17 protein-coding genes are annotated in these 14586 nt (G+C 67.2%); 9 read left to right on the forward strand and 8 right to left on the reverse strand.

The features are described from left to right. Positions 1-62: 62 nt before the first annotated feature. The 3 genes from WS95_RS30730 to pobA form a co-directional block, all read right to left on the reverse strand. On the reverse strand, positions 63-719 hold the full coding sequence (locus tag WS95_RS30730) for a CoA transferase subunit B (RefSeq protein ID WP_034205769.1): 657 nt from the start codon (positions 717-719) through the stop codon (positions 63-65). A 20-nt stretch (positions 720-739) separates the two neighbouring features. Continuing rightward, the gene (locus WS95_RS30735) at positions 740-1456 is read right to left on the reverse strand and encodes a 3-oxoacid CoA-transferase subunit A (RefSeq protein ID WP_034205770.1); all 717 of its coding nucleotides are present in this window, start codon (positions 1454-1456) and stop codon (positions 740-742) included. A 143-nt stretch (positions 1457-1599) separates the two neighbouring features. After that, positions 1600-2832 carry a 4-hydroxybenzoate 3-monooxygenase gene (gene pobA / locus WS95_RS30740; RefSeq protein ID WP_059827903.1) on the reverse strand — a complete coding sequence of 411 codons (1233 nt, stop codon included), beginning with the start codon at positions 2830-2832 and terminating at the stop codon, positions 1600-1602. Between the two features lie 163 nt (positions 2833-2995). Here pobA and WS95_RS30745 point away from each other — a divergent pair, with 163 nt between their 5' ends. The 3 genes from WS95_RS30745 to WS95_RS30755 all read left to right on the forward strand — a co-directional run bounded on the left by WS95_RS30745 (position 2996) and on the right by WS95_RS30755 (position 5456). Then, the gene (locus tag WS95_RS30745; protein WP_034205772.1) at positions 2996-3922 is read left to right on the forward strand and encodes a LysR family transcriptional regulator; all 927 of its coding nucleotides are present in this window, start codon (positions 2996-2998) and stop codon (positions 3920-3922) included. Between the two features lie 95 nt (positions 3923-4017). Further along, positions 4018-4653: a GTP cyclohydrolase I FolE gene (folE, locus tag WS95_RS30750; RefSeq protein ID WP_034205773.1), complete on the forward strand. Its 636-nt coding sequence runs from the start codon at positions 4018-4020 to the stop codon at positions 4651-4653. Continuing rightward, positions 4653-5456, forward strand: coding sequence for an SDR family oxidoreductase (locus tag WS95_RS30755; protein ID WP_059827853.1), 804 nt, complete (start codon positions 4653-4655; stop codon positions 5454-5456). Before folE ends, WS95_RS30755 begins: the two co-directional genes overlap by 1 nt. A 49-nt stretch (positions 5457-5505) precedes the next feature. Here the strand turns inward: WS95_RS30755 and epsC are convergent, their stop codons facing one another. Next, positions 5506-6426, reverse strand: a complete 921-nt coding sequence (gene epsC / locus WS95_RS30760) for a serine O-acetyltransferase EpsC (RefSeq protein WP_059786325.1) — start codon at positions 6424-6426, stop codon at positions 5506-5508. A gap of 137 nt (positions 6427-6563) precedes the next feature. Further along, the gene (locus tag WS95_RS30765; protein WP_006480138.1) at positions 6564-6797 is read right to left on the reverse strand and encodes a hypothetical protein; all 234 of its coding nucleotides are present in this window, start codon (positions 6795-6797) and stop codon (positions 6564-6566) included. Between the two features lie 278 nt (positions 6798-7075). On the opposite strand from WS95_RS30765, the gene WS95_RS30770 reads away from it, so the two are divergent. The 3 genes from WS95_RS30770 to fnr all read left to right on the forward strand — a co-directional run bounded on the left by WS95_RS30770 (position 7076) and on the right by fnr (position 9303). Continuing rightward, positions 7076-7483, forward strand: coding sequence for a DUF3005 domain-containing protein (locus tag WS95_RS30770; protein ID WP_059786321.1), 408 nt, complete (start codon positions 7076-7078; stop codon positions 7481-7483). Positions 7484-7985: 502 nt separating this feature from the next. Beyond that, positions 7986-8453: a universal stress protein gene (locus WS95_RS30775; RefSeq protein ID WP_034205776.1), complete on the forward strand. Its 468-nt coding sequence runs from the start codon at positions 7986-7988 to the stop codon at positions 8451-8453. Between the two features lie 103 nt (positions 8454-8556). Continuing rightward, a complete protein-coding gene (fnr, locus tag WS95_RS30780; protein ID WP_027809557.1) occupies positions 8557-9303 on the forward strand; it encodes a fumarate/nitrate reduction transcriptional regulator Fnr in 747 nt (248 codons plus the stop codon). 46 nt (positions 9304-9349) lie between these two features. Here the strand turns inward: fnr and WS95_RS30785 are convergent, their stop codons facing one another. Continuing rightward, on the reverse strand, positions 9350-10243 hold the full coding sequence (locus WS95_RS30785; protein ID WP_034205777.1) for a LysR family transcriptional regulator ArgP: 894 nt from the start codon (positions 10241-10243) through the stop codon (positions 9350-9352). Positions 10244-10354: 111 nt separating this feature from the next. On the opposite strand from WS95_RS30785, the gene WS95_RS30790 reads away from it, so the two are divergent. Continuing rightward, complete coding sequence (locus WS95_RS30790; RefSeq protein WP_034205778.1) at positions 10355-10975, forward strand: LysE/ArgO family amino acid transporter; 621 nt, start codon at positions 10355-10357, stop codon at positions 10973-10975. A 207-nt stretch (positions 10976-11182) separates the two neighbouring features. Here the strand turns inward: WS95_RS30790 and WS95_RS30795 are convergent, their stop codons facing one another. Continuing rightward, complete coding sequence (locus WS95_RS30795) at positions 11183-11428, reverse strand: hypothetical protein (protein WP_257139978.1); 246 nt, start codon at positions 11426-11428, stop codon at positions 11183-11185. A gap of 363 nt (positions 11429-11791) precedes the next feature. Between WS95_RS30795 and WS95_RS30805 the strand changes: the two genes are divergently transcribed. Next, the gene (locus tag WS95_RS30805) at positions 11792-12739 is read left to right on the forward strand and encodes an aldo/keto reductase (protein ID WP_059786311.1); all 948 of its coding nucleotides are present in this window, start codon (positions 11792-11794) and stop codon (positions 12737-12739) included. Positions 12740-12877: 138 nt separating this feature from the next. Here WS95_RS30805 and WS95_RS30810 read toward each other — a convergent pair whose 3' ends face one another. Further along, on the reverse strand, positions 12878-13858 hold the full coding sequence (locus WS95_RS30810; protein WP_059827856.1) for a helix-turn-helix domain-containing protein: 981 nt from the start codon (positions 13856-13858) through the stop codon (positions 12878-12880). A 177-nt stretch (positions 13859-14035) separates the two neighbouring features. Here WS95_RS30810 and WS95_RS30815 point away from each other — a divergent pair, with 177 nt between their 5' ends. Further along, a complete protein-coding gene (locus tag WS95_RS30815; RefSeq protein ID WP_059827858.1) occupies positions 14036-14569 on the forward strand; it encodes a 2,4'-dihydroxyacetophenone dioxygenase family protein in 534 nt (177 codons plus the stop codon). Positions 14570-14586 lie beyond the last annotated feature (17 nt).

Raw genomic sequence — 14586 nt, forward strand, 5'->3', positions numbered from 1 at the left:
GCCTATTGTCTACCCAAGCGCGCCGGCGTGCGCTCGAAAGCGCGCACCGGCATGCTTGCCGTTCAGGCGGCGGCCTTCTGCGTCGCGTCGATCAGCGGCACGCCGGTCAGCTTCTGCAGCTCGTCGAACGACAGGTCGGTGAAGATCTCGTTCACCGCGAGGCCGTCGGCCGTCACGTCGAGCACCGCGAGATCGGTGTAGATGCGGCTCACGCATTGCACGCCGGTGACCGGATACGAGCACTGCGCGACGATCTTGCTCTCGCCCTGCTTCGTCAGGTGCTCCATCATCACGAACACCTGCTTCGCGCCGATCGCGAGGTCCATCGCGCCGCCGACGGCCGGAATCGCATCGGGCGCGCCCGTGTGCCAGTTCGCGAGGTCGCCGGCAGCCGACACCTGGAACGCGCCGAGCACGCAGTAGTCGAGGTGGCCGCCGCGCATCATCGCGAACGAATCCGAGTGGTGGAAATAGGCGCCGCCGGTGAGCAGCGTCACGTGCTGCTTGCCGGCGTTGATCAGTTCGTCGTCTTCCTCGCCGGGCGCGGGCGCCGGGCCCATGCCGAGCAGGCCGTTCTCGCTGTGCAGGAAGATTTCCTTGGCCGGATCGAGGTGGTTCGCCACCAGCGTCGGCACGCCGATGCCGAGATTCACGTACGCGCCTTCGGGGATGTCCTGGGCGACGCGCTTGGCCATTTCATCGCGGGTCAGTCGTTTCATGTCGGTTTTCCTCAAGGCGATCAGGCGGCTTGCGATGCAGCGTGTTCGGCGGCCAGTTCGGCCGCGTGCGCGGCCTGCGGCACCTCGACGACACGCTGGACGAAAATGCCCGGCGTCACGATGTGCTCCGGGTTCAGCGCGCCGAGCGGCACGACTTCCGACACCTGGACGATCGCGACCTTCGCGGCGCTGGCCATGATCGGCCCGAAGTTGCGCGCGGTCTTGCGGTACACGAGATTGCCCCAGCGGTCGCCCTTGTACGCCTTCACGAGCGCGAAATCGGCGTGGATCGGCGTCTCGAACACATAAGGCTTGCCGTCGATCACGCGCGTTTCCTTGCCTTCCGCGAGCTTGGTGCCGTAGCCCGTCGGCGTGAAGAAACCGCCGATGCCGGCGCCCGCCGCGCGGATGCGCTCCGCGAGGTTGCCCTGCGGCACGAGTTCCAGCTCGATCTCGCCCGCGCGGTACAGTGCGTCAAACACCTGCGAATCGCTCTGGCGCGGGAACGAACAGATGATCTTGCGCACCTTTTTCGCCTTCAGGAGCGCCGCGAGACCCGTCTCGCCGTTGCCCGCGTTGTTGTTGACGATCGTCAGGTCGCGCGCGCCCTGTTCGATCAACGCGTCGATCAGCTCGGACGGCATGCCGGCCGTGCCGAAGCCGCCGATCATGATCGTCGCGCCATCGTGGACGTCGGCAACCGCCGACTGAAGCGATTCGAAAATCTTGTTGACCATGTCTCTTCCTGATGCGAACCCGCGGCTCGTGCGCGGCCTGTCGAGGGGACACGCGCGTGCCGCGTGCCGCGCCGGAGGCCCTCGTCGACCCCGGCTTTTGTTCGCTATTCGAACCTAGATTCGATTAGCGAACGATGGGCCGATCATAGAGGCGCGCACAGCGCGTTGTCAAGGCGGGTTGCCTCGGGGGCCGTCGCGTCGTCGAACGGCAGGCCGACGTAGTTTTCGGCGAGCGATTGCGCGGCCGCCCGCGAACGCGTCACGTATTTCAGCTCGGCAAACTTCAGGCGATTGACGAACGGCGAATCGTCCGGCGACGCATGCAGCATGTTCGTCATGAAGTACGAGAAGTGCTCGGCGCGCCATACGCGTTCGAGACAGGTCGCCGAATAGGCGTCGAGCGGCGTCGCGTCGCCCGTCCGGTAGCGCGCGCCGAGCGCGCGGGACAGCGCGCGAACGTCGGCCACCGCGAGGTTCATGCCCTTCGCGCCGGTCGGCGGCACGATGTGCGCGGCGTCGCCGGCGAGGAACAGGCGTCCGTGCTGCATCGTTTCCGACACGAAGCTGCGCATCGGCGTCACGCTCTTCTGCGTGATCCGGCCCTCGGTCGGCGTCCAGCCGGTGTCGTTCGAGAAGCGCGTGTGCAGTTCGTCCCAGATCCGTGCGTCGGACCACTGGGCGAGGTCTTCATCCGGCTTGCACTGCAGGTACAGGCGCGTGACCGTGGGCGAGCGCATCGAGAACAGCGCGAAACCGTTGTCGTGGTGCGCGTACACGAGTTCGTCGAGCGACGGCGCCGCGTCGGCGAGGATGCCGAGCCACGCGAACGGGTAGACGCGCTCGAACGTCTTCAGCCGCTCGGCCGGAATCGTCTGGCGCGCGATGCCGTGGAAGCCGTCGCAGCCGGCGATGTAGTCGCAGTCGATGCGATCGGCCCGCCCGTCCGCGTGCTTGAACGTGACGAACGGACGCTCGCTTTCGACGTCGTGCAGCGCGACGTCGCTGACTTCGAAATGCATTTGATGGCCGTGTTCGACGCCGGCCGCGATCAGGTCGCGCACGACTTCGTGCTGGCTGTAGACGGTGATCGCGCGCCCGCCGGTCAGCCCGGACAGGTCGATGCGATGACGCTGGCCGTCGAACAGCAGCTCGATGCCGTGATGTTCGAGCCCTTCGCGGCGCATCCGCTCGCCGAGGCCGGCTTCGTTCAGCGTGTCGACCGTGCCTTGCTCCAGCACGCCGGCGCGGATGCGGTTCTCGCAGTATTCGCGCGAACGCGCTTCGACGAGGATGGAATCGACGCCTTGCAGGCGCAGCAGATGGGACAGCAGAAGGCCGGACGGGCCGGCGCCGATGATGGCGACCTGGGTGCGCATGTTTGTCTCCTGACGGCCGCGATCGGCGCTTTCGCGCACACTTCGGGCCTATGCGAAATTGAACATTGGTTCGAGTGGTGAACGCATTTCAGCGCTTTCCCGACTATGCGGCAACGCGATTGCCGAGATAAGTTGTATACGTTTCCGCGATACTGGTCCGACGATGGATGCGCTCGATCTGAACCTGATTCCCTACCTCGTCGCCCTCGACGACACGCGCAACGTGAGCCGCGCTGGCGACTTGCTCGGCGTGAGCCAGCCGCGCGTGAGCACGGCGCTCGGCCGGCTGCGCGAGTACTTCGGCGATCCGCTGTTCGTGCGCACGTCGCGCGGGATGGAGCCGACGCCGCGCGCGCTCGCGCTGCTGCCGGCCGCCCGAGACGCGCTCGCGCAGATCGAGCGCGGCCTCGTCGCGCCGCACGATTTCGATCCGGCCGCGAGCACGCATACGTTCTCGATCGCGCTGTCTGACGTCGGCGAGATCGTGTTCCTGCCGAAGCTGCTGCAGGCGTTCGCGACGCTCGCGCCGCGCGCGAACCTGCGTTCGGTCTCGCTCGCGCACGACGAAGTCGGCCGCGGCCTCGAAGCCGGGTCGATCGATCTCGCGGTCGGCTACTTCCCCGATCTCGACGGCAACAACTTCTTCCAGCAGCGGCTGTTCACGCACCGGTTCGTCTGCCTGATGCGGCGCGGCCATCCGTTCGAGCAGGCGCCGCCGTTCACGGTCGAGCAGTTCCTCGCGTGCGGGCACGCGGTGGTGCGCGCCGAAGGGCGCAGCCAGGAAGTGCTCGAGAAATATCTGGCGAAACAGCGCATGCAGCGCCGCGCGGTACTCGAAACGCCGCACTTCATGAGCCTGCCGTTCATCCTGAGCCGCACCGACCTGATCGCGACGGTGCCGCACGCGATCGGCTATGCGTATGCGGCCGAGCACGCGTTCATCGTGCCCGTCGAGCCGCCGCTCGCGCTGCCGCGCTTCGACCTGAAGCAGCACTGGCATCGCAAGTATCACAACGACCCGCGCACCGCGTGGCTGCGCGGCGTCGTCGCGTCGCTGTTCAACGACGAGCAGGACGAATGGCCGAAGTGAGGAAGCGGGCGCGGCCGCCGCACGCACGCGCGGCGAAAGCATGAAACAATGCCCGGATATCGGCCGCCGCAGGCGGCCTTCGATGGAGCCACTACATGGGTAAGGGAAAGAAAACCGCACAGGCTCAGCCGGTCGCCTCGCGGCCGAGCCGTGAAGAAGCGGAAGACGCCGTGCGCGTGCTGCTGCGCTGGGCCGGCGACGATCCCGCGCGCGAAGGCCTGCTCGACACGCCCGCACGCGTCGTGCGCGCCTACGAGCAGTTCTTCGCCGGCTACGCGCTGGAGCCGCGCGACATCCTCGCGCGCACGTTCAGCGAAGTCGACGGCTACGACGAAATGATCGTGCTGAAGGACATCCGCTTCGAGAGCTACTGCGAGCACCACATGGTGCCGATCATCGGCCGCGCGCACGTCGCGTATCTGCCGAACCATCGCGTCGTCGGCATTTCGAAGCTCGCGCGCCTCGTCGACGCGTTCGCGAAGCGCCTGCAGATCCAGGAAAAGATGACCGTGCAGATCGCCGACACGCTGTTCGACGTGCTGCAGCCGAAGGGCGTCGGCGTGATCCTCGAAGCCGCGCACCAGTGCATCTCGACGCGCGGCGTGCACAAGCCGGGCGTCGAGATGGTCACGTCGCGCATGCTCGGCACGTTCCGCACCGATCCGTCGACGCGTCGCGAATTCCTGTCGATCGTCGCGAATCCTTCCTCGGTCAACCTGACGAATACCTGATGGAGCAGACGAAGCAAACGGCGCACGCGCCCGTCGTGCTCGTGACCGGCGCCGCGCGCCGGGCCGGGCGCGCGTTCGCCGAGTATTTCGCCGCGCACGGCTATCGCACCGCGGTGCACTACGACCGTTCGGCCGATGCCGCGCAGGCCGCCGCCCGCGCGATGGCCGAACGCGGGCACGATTCGGCCGCGCTGCAGGCCGACCTGTCCGATGCCGCGCAGATTACCGCGCTGATCGATCGGGTCTATGCGCACTTCGGGCGCCTCGACGTGCTGGTCAACAACGCGTCGGTGTTCTGGCAGGACCATTTCCCGAGCTTCGATCTCGCGGCGTTCGACCAGGCATGGGCCGTCAACTGCCGCGCGCCGATCCTGCTCACGCGTGCGTTCTACGAGCGGGCCCGCGCGGCCGGCACGCAGGGTGTCGTCGTGAACGTGGTCGACCAGAAGATCAAGGAAAACTTCCATCGCGACCATTTCAGCTACACGGTCGCGAAGGCCGCGCTCGGCAACCTCACGCAGATGCTCGCGCTGTCGTCCGCGCCGGTGCTGCGCGTGAATGCGGTGTTCCCGGGGCTGATGCTGCCGAGCGACGATCAGACGCAGGCCGACTTCGAACACGCGAGCCGCGCATCGACGCCGCTCGCGCGCATCGCGGGCCCCGACGACGTCGCGAGCGCGATCCTGCTGCTGACGGGCAATGCGTACAACGGCGTGGATTTCGTCGTCGATGCGGGCCAGAACCTGATCCGCGTGGACCAGGACGTGCTGTACAAGCACCGCTCGCCGGACGGCAAGCACTGACGCACGCGCGGCGCGCCCGCTCGAACCGAGCGCGCCGCCTCCCGCCGTGTTACGGCTTCTCGGCGCTGCCGCCTTCGCGGACCTTGCCCTGCGCGACGCTCGTGCCGGGCGGCACGCTGTGCGTGAGCCACACGTTGCCGCCGATCACCGAGCCGCGCCCGATCGTCACGCGGCCGAGAATCGTCGCGCCCGCGTAGATCACCACGTCGTCCTCGACGATCGGGTGCCGGGCATTGCCCTTCACCAGCGCGCCGTCGCCATCGGCCGGGAAACTCTTCGCGCCGAGCGTGACGGCCTGATACACGCGCACGCGCTCGCCGATGATCGCGGTTTCGCCGATCACGACCCCGGTGCCATGGTCGATGAAGAAGCTCGGGCCGATCTGCGCGCCCGGGTGAATGTCGATGCCGGTCGCCGAATGGGCGATTTCATTGATGAACCGCGCGAGCAGCGGCACGCCGAGCCGGTGCAGCGCGTGCGCGAGCCGATGGTGCATCATCGCGAGCACGCCGGGATAGCACAGCAGGATCTCGGTGATGTGCTGCGCGGCCGGATCGCCCGCGTACGCGGCCTGGATGTCGCTGACGAGCAGCGCGCGGATCGCCGGCAACTGCCGGCCGAATTCGCGCGCGATCTCGAACGCGCGTTCGTCGAGCTCGGCGAACGGCGTATCGACATGCTCCGGCAGGAACGGCAACGCGCGGCGGATCTGCTCGGACAGGACGCGCAGCGTGCTTTCGAGCGTGTGGCCGACGTAGTAGTCGACGCTTTCGTCGGTCAGGTCGGGCGCGCCGTAGTGTGTCGGAAACATCGACGCGCGCAGGCCGGTCACGATCTTGCAGATCGCATCGCGTGACGGCAGTTCGCGGATGCCGCGCGGATGGCGCGTGCGATGGAGTTCCTCGCGCGATTCGCGCAAGCCGGCGACGATTTCTTCGAGGCCCCACTGACGGGCGGGTGATGTCGACATAGGCCAATGCGGGCAGCCGCGCTCGGTTGCACGGCCGCTAATAAAGTGACGGGTTCCGCAAGATTACCGCGTTTCTTGTCCGGGGGCGGCACCCCGGGGATCGGCCGGACGGCCGACGCCGCATCGGCGCGACGGCGTCACATCGAGATGCTGCTCGCGTCGATCCAGCGTACGGCCCAGTCGCGCGCGTGCGCGATCGCGTCGCCTTCGTCGTTGAACTGGAGCTCGATCGGAAAAAAACGGTTCGCGACGAGCTCCCCGTCGCTCGATCGGGAGATCACGACGTAGGGCTTGAACGAACCGTCACTGGCGCGTGCGGGCGCGCAATTCAACAGATAACCGCGGTGCGTGAAGGCAGTAGTCGCTTGCATGAGTCCGCCACCTCTAGTCCCTTGCTTTGTTGTTCGCTACCCGTCTGTAAGGGTGCTGCGGCGCCCCGGCGCGGGCAGAGGCGGCGAGACTTCATCCCCTGTCGCCGCTTCGCAGGAAAAGAATCATACTCTGTAGAAAACGCGTCTTCTAGCTGAAATAAATCATGACAAATCAGTGCGCGTCGCGCGACCGCGGCGATCGCCCGCGCGCCTTTTCCCGTCGCGCCCGGAACGGGATTTGCTTTGATCCGGAGCGTATCGCCGCCAGGAGAGCCGCGATGGAATCATCCGCTCGAACAGCGCACGCGCGTCCGCGCAGCATCGAACTCGACAACGACGACACGCACGACAGCACGGTCGACACCGACGGCAAGAACCGCGAAGCGTCGCGCCTCGCCGGAGCCGGGCCGATCTCGCCCGACCAGGTCACGCGCAGCAACGCGTCGCTCGTCAACGCGATGCCGGAAGCCGGCGACGGCTTCGCCGGTTTCGACAGCCGAGCCGACGGCAATCATCCGGCGTTCGCGTTGCGCGCCGGCTACAGGGTGATCGAGAAAGGCTTCGACACGCCGCCCGCGGTCGACGCGCCGTACGGTCCCGTTCACCGGATGCACGGCAGCGCGTACTGGCCCGGCCACGGCCGCCGGCCGGAGCGCGTCATCGAGTTGACGGTCGCGCCGGGATAACCGGTACGGCGTTTGAATCGATCGTTCGTTCGCGAGCCGCCGTCGATCGATGGCGTGAATCGGCGCGTGCGAGTCGACCGCGCGCCGATACGCGCTCGAATGGTGCGGGCGCGAACGATTCCGCGCATGGGCCTCGGCATTCGGCGTCATGCATGTCGCGCATCGCATCGACGCACATGCATTGACCGAAGTCATGGCTCGCCCCGGCGCGATTGCGATTGAATGGCGATGCGTGCGGCGCATCGGCATGGTCGCCGTGCCGGATCGATGCGTGCGCATGCGTTATCGCCGACGATGCGGCCGAACACACGACCCGCGTCGCGCGGTGCGGCATGCGTCGCGCGCATGGCCATGCGCGACGGCGACAGGAACGGCGAGGCCGCGCGGCACGGCGGGCATCTCGCTGCACGATCGTGCCCGTTGGTTTACTCTGCCTCGCAGCATTGCCCGGCCCGATCGGCCATCCGGCCGACTGCGTTTCAACCCGCCACTCGGAGACACTATGTACAAGCGTATTCTGGTTGCCGTCGACGGCAGCGACACGTCCCGCCATGCGTTCGATGCCGCGCTGGCGCTCGCGAAAGCGCACGGCGCGGAGCTGCAGCCGTTCTACGTCGTCGAGAACGCCGCGATCTACTACAACGTGCCCGGCTACGATCCGTCGGTGCTGCGCGATCAACTCGTCGCGCAAGGCAACGCGCTCGCGCAGGATTTCGCGAAGCTGATGCAGGCCGCCGGCGTGAAAGGCGAAACGCGGCTGAACGAAGCGACGTCCCTCAACGACGTATCGTCGCTGATCCTCGACGGCGCGAAGACGTTCGGCGCCGATCTGCTCGTGCTCGGCACGCACGGCCGCCGCGGCTTTCGCCGCCTCGTGCTCGGCAGCATCGCCGAACAATGCGTGCGCCACGCGACGCTGCCGGTATTGCTGATTCCGGCGGCCGCCAACGCGGACGAGCCGGCCGCCTGAGCGGCGTTCGGCGGGCGTGGCCGGTCGCGACGTTTTGTCACCCGACAGCGGCAACTTGCGGTGGGACAATGATTTCGTCGATTCAACGCCGGAGTAAACGATCATGCTGACGCCCGTCGCCACCCGCCCCGCCGCCACGCCCCATGCCGGTAGCTGGGCTCCCCGCCAGGCCCCGCACTGCTCGTCGTGCGCGATGCGGCACCTGTGCATGCCGCAGGGCCTGGCGCCCGAAGCGCTCAGCCGCCTCGAGTCGGTCATCTGCGCGGCACGCCCGGTCAAGCGCGGCGAAGCGCTGTTCCGCGAAGGCGACGCATTCGACAACCTGTACGCGGTGCGCTCCGGTTCGCTGAAAACCGTCGCGACACGCCACGACGGCCGCGAACAGGTCACGGGCCTGCACCTCGCCGGCGAAGCGCTCGGCCTCGACGGCATCTGCGACGACACGCACCCGCGCACCGCGGTCGCGCTGGAAGACAGCTCGGTCTGCGTGATTCCGTACAGCGCGCTCAAGGCGCTGTGCTCGGAAGCCGGCTCGATGCAGTTGCGCATGCACAAGCTGATGAGCGAACAGATCGTGCGCGAAACGTCGCAGACGATGCTGCTCGGTTCGCTGAACGCCGAAGAGCGCGTCGCCGCTTTCCTGCTCGACGTCTCGTCGCGCTACCTGAAGCGCGGCTACTCGCCGTCGGAATTCAACCTGCGGATGACGCGTGAAGACATCGGCAGCTATCTCGGGATGACGCTCGAAACGGTCAGCCGCACGCTGTCGAAGTTCCAGAAGCGCGGCCTGATCGAAATGCAGGGTCGCCACGTGCAGATCGTCGACTTCGACGGCCTGCAGCACCTCTGACACCGCACGGCGCGCGCCTCGCGCGCCGCTTGCGTCACGTCGCCGGTCAATCGAGAAACAGCGCGGCACGCGCCTTCAGCGCCGCGCTGAAATCGTCGAGCCAGCCGATCGACAGACGCCAGCTCTGCCAGTACAGATCGATGTCGATGGTTCGCCCGCGCGACATGTCGATCAATTCACCCGCCGCCAGTTGGCGGTCGACCATCCGGTCCGGGCACATCCCCCATCCCAATCCCGTTTCGCATGCGCGCAAATAGCCCGCGACGTGCGGTATCCAGTGCTGCGGCGGATCGAGATCCGCACGCGTCACGCGCCGGATGAAGCGCGCCTGCAACCCGTCCTTCGGATTGAACATCACGCACGGCGCGCGGCGCAGCGCATCGCGCGTGATCCCCGCGTCGAAATAACGTGCGTAAAACGCCGGCGCGCACACCGCGCGATAGCGAATCCGCCCGAGCCGCTCCGACCGGCATCCCTGGATCGGCTCCGCCTGCGCGGTCACGGCCCCCTGCACGCTGCCGTCGCGGATGCGCGAGGCCGTGTAATCCTGATCGTCGATCACGAGGTCGAGCAGCGTCTCGCGTTCCGTGCAGAACGGTCCGACCGCGTCGATGAACCACGTCGCGACGCTGTCGTCGTTGACGGCCACGCGCAACGTCGGCCACGCGCTCGCGATCTGGCCCGGCAGCGCCGGCATCCGGCCGCCCAGTTCGGCTTCCAGCAACTGCACGCGTTCGGTATGCCGGCACAGCAGCGCGCCCGACGTGGTCGCGACGCACGGCTGCCCGCGCTTGACGAGCACGCTGCCGACCCGCTCCTCCAGCAGCTTCACGCGCTGCGACACCGCCGACGGCGTGATATTCAGCTCCTTGGCCGCCCGCTCGAACGAACCGTGGCGGATCACGGCCGCGAGCGCATCGAGCAACGCGTAGTCGAGCATTAGATTTCCTTAATCTGCATTAGGTGATTTAGCTTCTCTTATTTCCGTGCTGCTCGCAGACTAGCGCTACCCGATTCATTCGTCTACCGCTTCCACGGCTGTCCCCTCATCATGAACTGGCTCGCTTTTTCCCACGGCGCCGCACTGTGCGCGTCGCTCATCGTCACCATCGGCGCGCAGAATGCGTTCGTGCTGCGCCAGGGCATCATGCGCTCGCACGTCGGCAAGATCGTGCTGCTGTGCGCGCTGTCCGACATGATCCTGATCGGCGCGGGCGTCGGCGGCGCATCGGTGCTCGTCGAACGCTATCCGACCTTCGTCCATGCGGTGCTGTACGTCGGCCTCGCGTATCTCGCGTGGTTCGGCATCAACGCGCTGCGCCGCGCGTTCAAGCCGGGCCACGACACGCTCGACGTGCGCGGCGACGCGGTCGCGCCGCCGCCGCAGAGCGCGCTCGCGATCGTGCTGATGACGCTCGCGTTCACGTGGCTCAACCCGCACGTGTATCTCGACACGTTCCTGCTGATCGGCACGGCCGGCGCGCGCGAGCCGGAAGGCGGGCGGCTCGCGTTCGCGATCGGCGCGATGACGGCCAGCGTCGTGTGGTTCGTCGGGCTCGGCTATGGCGCGCGATTGCTGGCCCCGTGGTTCCGCAAGGCCGTCGCGTGGCGCGTGCTGGATGGCGCGATCGGCAGCATGGTGCTGTTTCTCGCGGCCGTGCAGTTGCGATAGGGAGGGAAGTGTCGCGGCCGATTCCGTCGTTCGGGTCGTAGTCGTTGCCCGTGCCATCTAAGCCGGCCGTGAACCACCGGGCTTCGGTCCCTCCTTTCATTGCCCGCCCCGCAGCGGATCGAGCGTGCCCGCTGCGGACCGAATCCTTGACCGGCGCGAAATCGCGCGATGCGTCGAATGGGAGAGATTCCGGCCAGGCGTCCAGCGTCAATTCCACCGGGGCGGCTTCTTGCGCCCATGGAACGGACTGGGAATTTCCTTCAGGCACGCGCGATCGGTCAGCTTGCGCCGCGCGTCGCGCTTCGAAAGGGTCACCTTCGGGGCCGGGCCGTCGACTCCGGAATCCCTGTCGCCTTCCACCGCGCCGTCGGGGAAAAAGTCCAGCACGATGCCGCCGCTCTTGCCCTTGACGGGCGGGCGCGCAATCGTGATCTCGCCTTCGCACCATGCCATCCCGGGGCGATTTCATTCGAGTCGCTTCCTGCATCCGCCGCCAATCCTCCGCCGGCCCCAGCGCCAGCGCCTCCGGAATGCCTGCCCCTGCGCCACCTCGTCGAACACGGCGGCCATCGCCTTCCCCTCTCGTCCTTCACGAAAATCAGTAATAACTACAACATTTCGTGCGTGCCGGACCGGCGCTCGAACGGATCGCACCGCCGCGATCCCGTCGCGTCGTCCGCCATGCCGGCACGCGAGCACGAAACCTGCAGGTCGGTGCAGCGCCAGCGGAACCTCGCCACGCGCTGCGCCGTCTCAACGCGACCGGCTTCAGTCGCGCAGTCCCCTCCCGTCACCCTGCAGATATCGGAGCAGAACATGGCACATCGCACCCTCGGTACCTCCAGCATCCAGGTTTCGCCGCTCGCGTTCGGCGGCAACGTCTTCGGCTGGACCGTCGACGAAAACGCATCGTTCGCGTTGCTCGACGCGCTCGCCGACACCGGCATCAATTTCATCGACACGGCCGACGTCTATTCGGCGTGGGTTCCCGGCAATCACGGCGGCGAATCGGAAACGATCATCGGCAAGTGGCTGAAGCGCTCGGGCAAGCGCGAGCAGGTCGTGATCGCGACCAAGGTCGGCCTGCTCGGCGCCCGCGCGGGGCTGTCGAAAGACAACATCCTGAAAGCCGTCGACGATTCGCTGCGCCGCCTGCAGACCGACTACATCGACCTGTATTTCTCGCACCGCGATCTGGCCGATACGGCCCCGCTCGAAGAAACGCTCGGCGCCTATCAAACGCTGATCGATGCCGGCAAGGTGCGCATCATCGGCGCGTCGAACTACAGCGGCGCGCGCCTGCGCGAGGCCGCCGCGATCAGCGCGCGCGACGGGCTGCCCGCCTATCAGGTCATCCAGCCCGAATACAACCTGCTCGACCGCGCCGACTACGAACGCGATCTCGAGCCGGTCGTGCGCGACCTGAAGCTCGGCGTCGTCAACTACTACGCGCTCGCGAGCGGCTTCCTGTCGGGCAAGTACCGCAGCGAGGCCGACCTGAAGAAGAGCGTGCGCGGCGATCGCGTCGCCGGCTATCTGAACGAACGCGGCCTGCGCATCCTCGCCGCGCTCGACGCCGTGTCGGCGAAGCACGGCACGCAGCCGGCCGCGATCGCGCTCGCGTGGCAGATCGCGCGGCCGACGATCACCGCACCGATCGCGAGCGCGACGTCGCTCGCGCAGCTCGCCGTGCTCGGCGACGCGATCCGCGTCACGCTCGATCAGGACGACATCCGCCGAATCGACGAAGCCAGCGCGCCCTGAAACCGGTGACGACGGGGTGCACGCTGCCGTCGTCTTCGTCGAAGTCAATCGGCGGCGCCGACCCCACCGCCGCACGGATGTCTTGACTCGCGCGGCCGCTTGCGTTGACCGCGCCGCCAAACCCTCGGAAAACCGGCATCACTCCGCGGCCGCGCGCACCGCGTCGCGTAGCGCCATCGGCGACGCGCCGTAGCGCTCGCGGATCGCGCGGCTGAAATGCGCCTGGCTCGAAAACCCCCAGCGAAACGCGATCTCGCCGATGCTCGTCTTGCGCAGCCGCGCATCCGTCAGCTCGCGATGCGCGTGCGACAGCCGCTCCGACCAGATGTGCTGCGTGATCGACTCGCCTTCGGCCGCGAAGAGGCGGCCCAGATGCCGCAGCGACAGCCCGACCGCATCGGCGACGGCCTGCGGCCCGAGTTCCGGTTCGCCGAGATGCGTCGCGATGTACTGCTTCGCGGTCAGCAGATACGACAGCGACGCGCGCGACGCGCCCGCACCGTTCACTTCGGCGTCGATGAGCTCCGCGATCAGCGTGCGCGTGTGCTCGGCGAACCGCTCGGCGTCGCGCTCGACCGGCGTCTTCATGAATCGCTCGACGCTCGCGCGCAACGTCGCGCCGAGCATCGCGCCCGCGCCCGGCTTCGGCGCGATCCGCAGCGGCAGCGCGGCGAGTTCCGCATCGAGCCGGTCGTCGAATGTCGCGATCGGGATGTCGATCAGCAGTTGCCGCATCGGCGTCAGGAATCCGAACAGATACGGCACGCGCGTGTCGTAGACGACGATATCGCCGGCTTCCGCCAGCAGGCATCGATCGCGCTGGATGAAATACGCACGCCCGCTCACGATCTGGCACGCGAACAGCGACTCCTTCGGCAACTGGCGCACCAGCGCTGGGCTGCGCTCGATCACGTGATCCTGCCCGCTGATGTCGGCGATGCCGAGGCCCGGCAGCGCGATGTCGGTCTTCTCGACGTCGAGCCCGGCCGGCGACAGCGACGAGCAGCGCAGGCCGACCAGCGTCGCCGCGTTGAACGCATCCCAGTACGCCATCCTGTCGCGCGCCGGCACGTCGGCCGTCGAGCCTCGCGTGCATGAAAAAACGGTCGAATTCGTCACGTCGCCTCCTGCTGGCGCCTGTCGTGCGCGGCGGCACGGATTGGGGGATGGTCCGTCTGGTTTTTGGTGCGATGCAATGTCCGGCGCGGTCAAGCAATTCGTCCGGCCCAGTCAAGAGCGGCGCGCACCGGCTGGCTAAAGTCGAGCCCACGACACCCATACACCAGGAGACACACCGTGGTCGACAAAGCCGTATCCGAATTCTGGCAAAACATCCCGGCGATTGCCAATCCGTTCAAGCCCGATGCGCTGCCCGAAGCCTACACCCCGAACGCGGCCACCGACGACGAACGCTATTACGTTCCGTTCACCGAAACGGTTTCGTCGCGGCCGCTGTGGATCTCGCCGTCGCAGAACAAATGGTGCGACATCCTGATGGCGAAGGAAGCCGGGCTCGTGAACCGGCACTATCACCCGCACGAAGTGTTCGCGTACACGCTGTCGGGGAAATGGGGCTACCTCGAACACGAATGGACCGCGACGCGCGGCGATTTCGTGTACGAGACGCCGGGCGAAGGCCACACGCTCGTCGCGTTCGATCACCCCGAGCCGATGCGCGCGTTCTTCATCGTCAAGGGCCCGCTGATCTGGCTCGACGACGCCGGCAATCCCGACGGCTACTTCGACGTGCATTCGTACATCGCGATGTGCAAGGCGCATTACGAGAAGGTCGGCCTCGGCGCGCAAGCGATCGAGAAGCTGTTCCGCTGACGCGCAGCGAGGCTCGC

The organism is Burkholderia sp. MSMB1826 (assembly GCF_001526325.1).
In the GTDB taxonomy this organism is placed as follows: Bacteria; Pseudomonadota; Gammaproteobacteria; order Burkholderiales; family Burkholderiaceae; genus Burkholderia.

Coding starts and splice junctions, on each gene's coding strand:
- WS95_RS30730 (WP_034205769.1), bottom strand. CDS start 719: ATGAAACGACTGACCCGCGATGAAATGGCCAAGCGCGTCGCCCAGGAC.
- WS95_RS30735 (WP_034205770.1), bottom strand. CDS start 1,456: ATGGTCAACAAGATTTTCGAATCGCTTCAGTCGGCGGTTGCCGACGTC.
- pobA (WP_059827903.1), bottom strand. CDS start 2,832: ATGCGCACCCAGGTCGCCATCATCGGCGCCGGCCCGTCCGGCCTTCTG.
- WS95_RS30745 (WP_034205772.1), top strand. CDS start 2,996: ATGGATGCGCTCGATCTGAACCTGATTCCCTACCTCGTCGCCCTCGAC.
- folE (WP_034205773.1), top strand. CDS start 4,018: ATGGGTAAGGGAAAGAAAACCGCACAGGCTCAGCCGGTCGCCTCGCGG.
- WS95_RS30755 (WP_059827853.1), top strand. CDS start 4,653: ATGGAGCAGACGAAGCAAACGGCGCACGCGCCCGTCGTGCTCGTGACC.
- epsC (WP_059786325.1), bottom strand. CDS start 6,426: ATGTCGACATCACCCGCCCGTCAGTGGGGCCTCGAAGAAATCGTCGCC.
- WS95_RS30765 (WP_006480138.1), bottom strand. CDS start 6,797: ATGCAAGCGACTACTGCCTTCACGCACCGCGGTTATCTGTTGAATTGC.
- WS95_RS30770 (WP_059786321.1), top strand. CDS start 7,076: ATGGAATCATCCGCTCGAACAGCGCACGCGCGTCCGCGCAGCATCGAA.
- WS95_RS30775 (WP_034205776.1), top strand. CDS start 7,986: ATGTACAAGCGTATTCTGGTTGCCGTCGACGGCAGCGACACGTCCCGC.
- fnr (WP_027809557.1), top strand. CDS start 8,557: ATGCTGACGCCCGTCGCCACCCGCCCCGCCGCCACGCCCCATGCCGGT.
- WS95_RS30785 (WP_034205777.1), bottom strand. CDS start 10,243: ATGCTCGACTACGCGTTGCTCGATGCGCTCGCGGCCGTGATCCGCCAC.
- WS95_RS30790 (WP_034205778.1), top strand. CDS start 10,355: ATGAACTGGCTCGCTTTTTCCCACGGCGCCGCACTGTGCGCGTCGCTC.
- WS95_RS30795 (WP_257139978.1), bottom strand. CDS start 11,428: ATGGCATGGTGCGAAGGCGAGATCACGATTGCGCGCCCGCCCGTCAAG.
- WS95_RS30805 (WP_059786311.1), top strand. CDS start 11,792: ATGGCACATCGCACCCTCGGTACCTCCAGCATCCAGGTTTCGCCGCTC.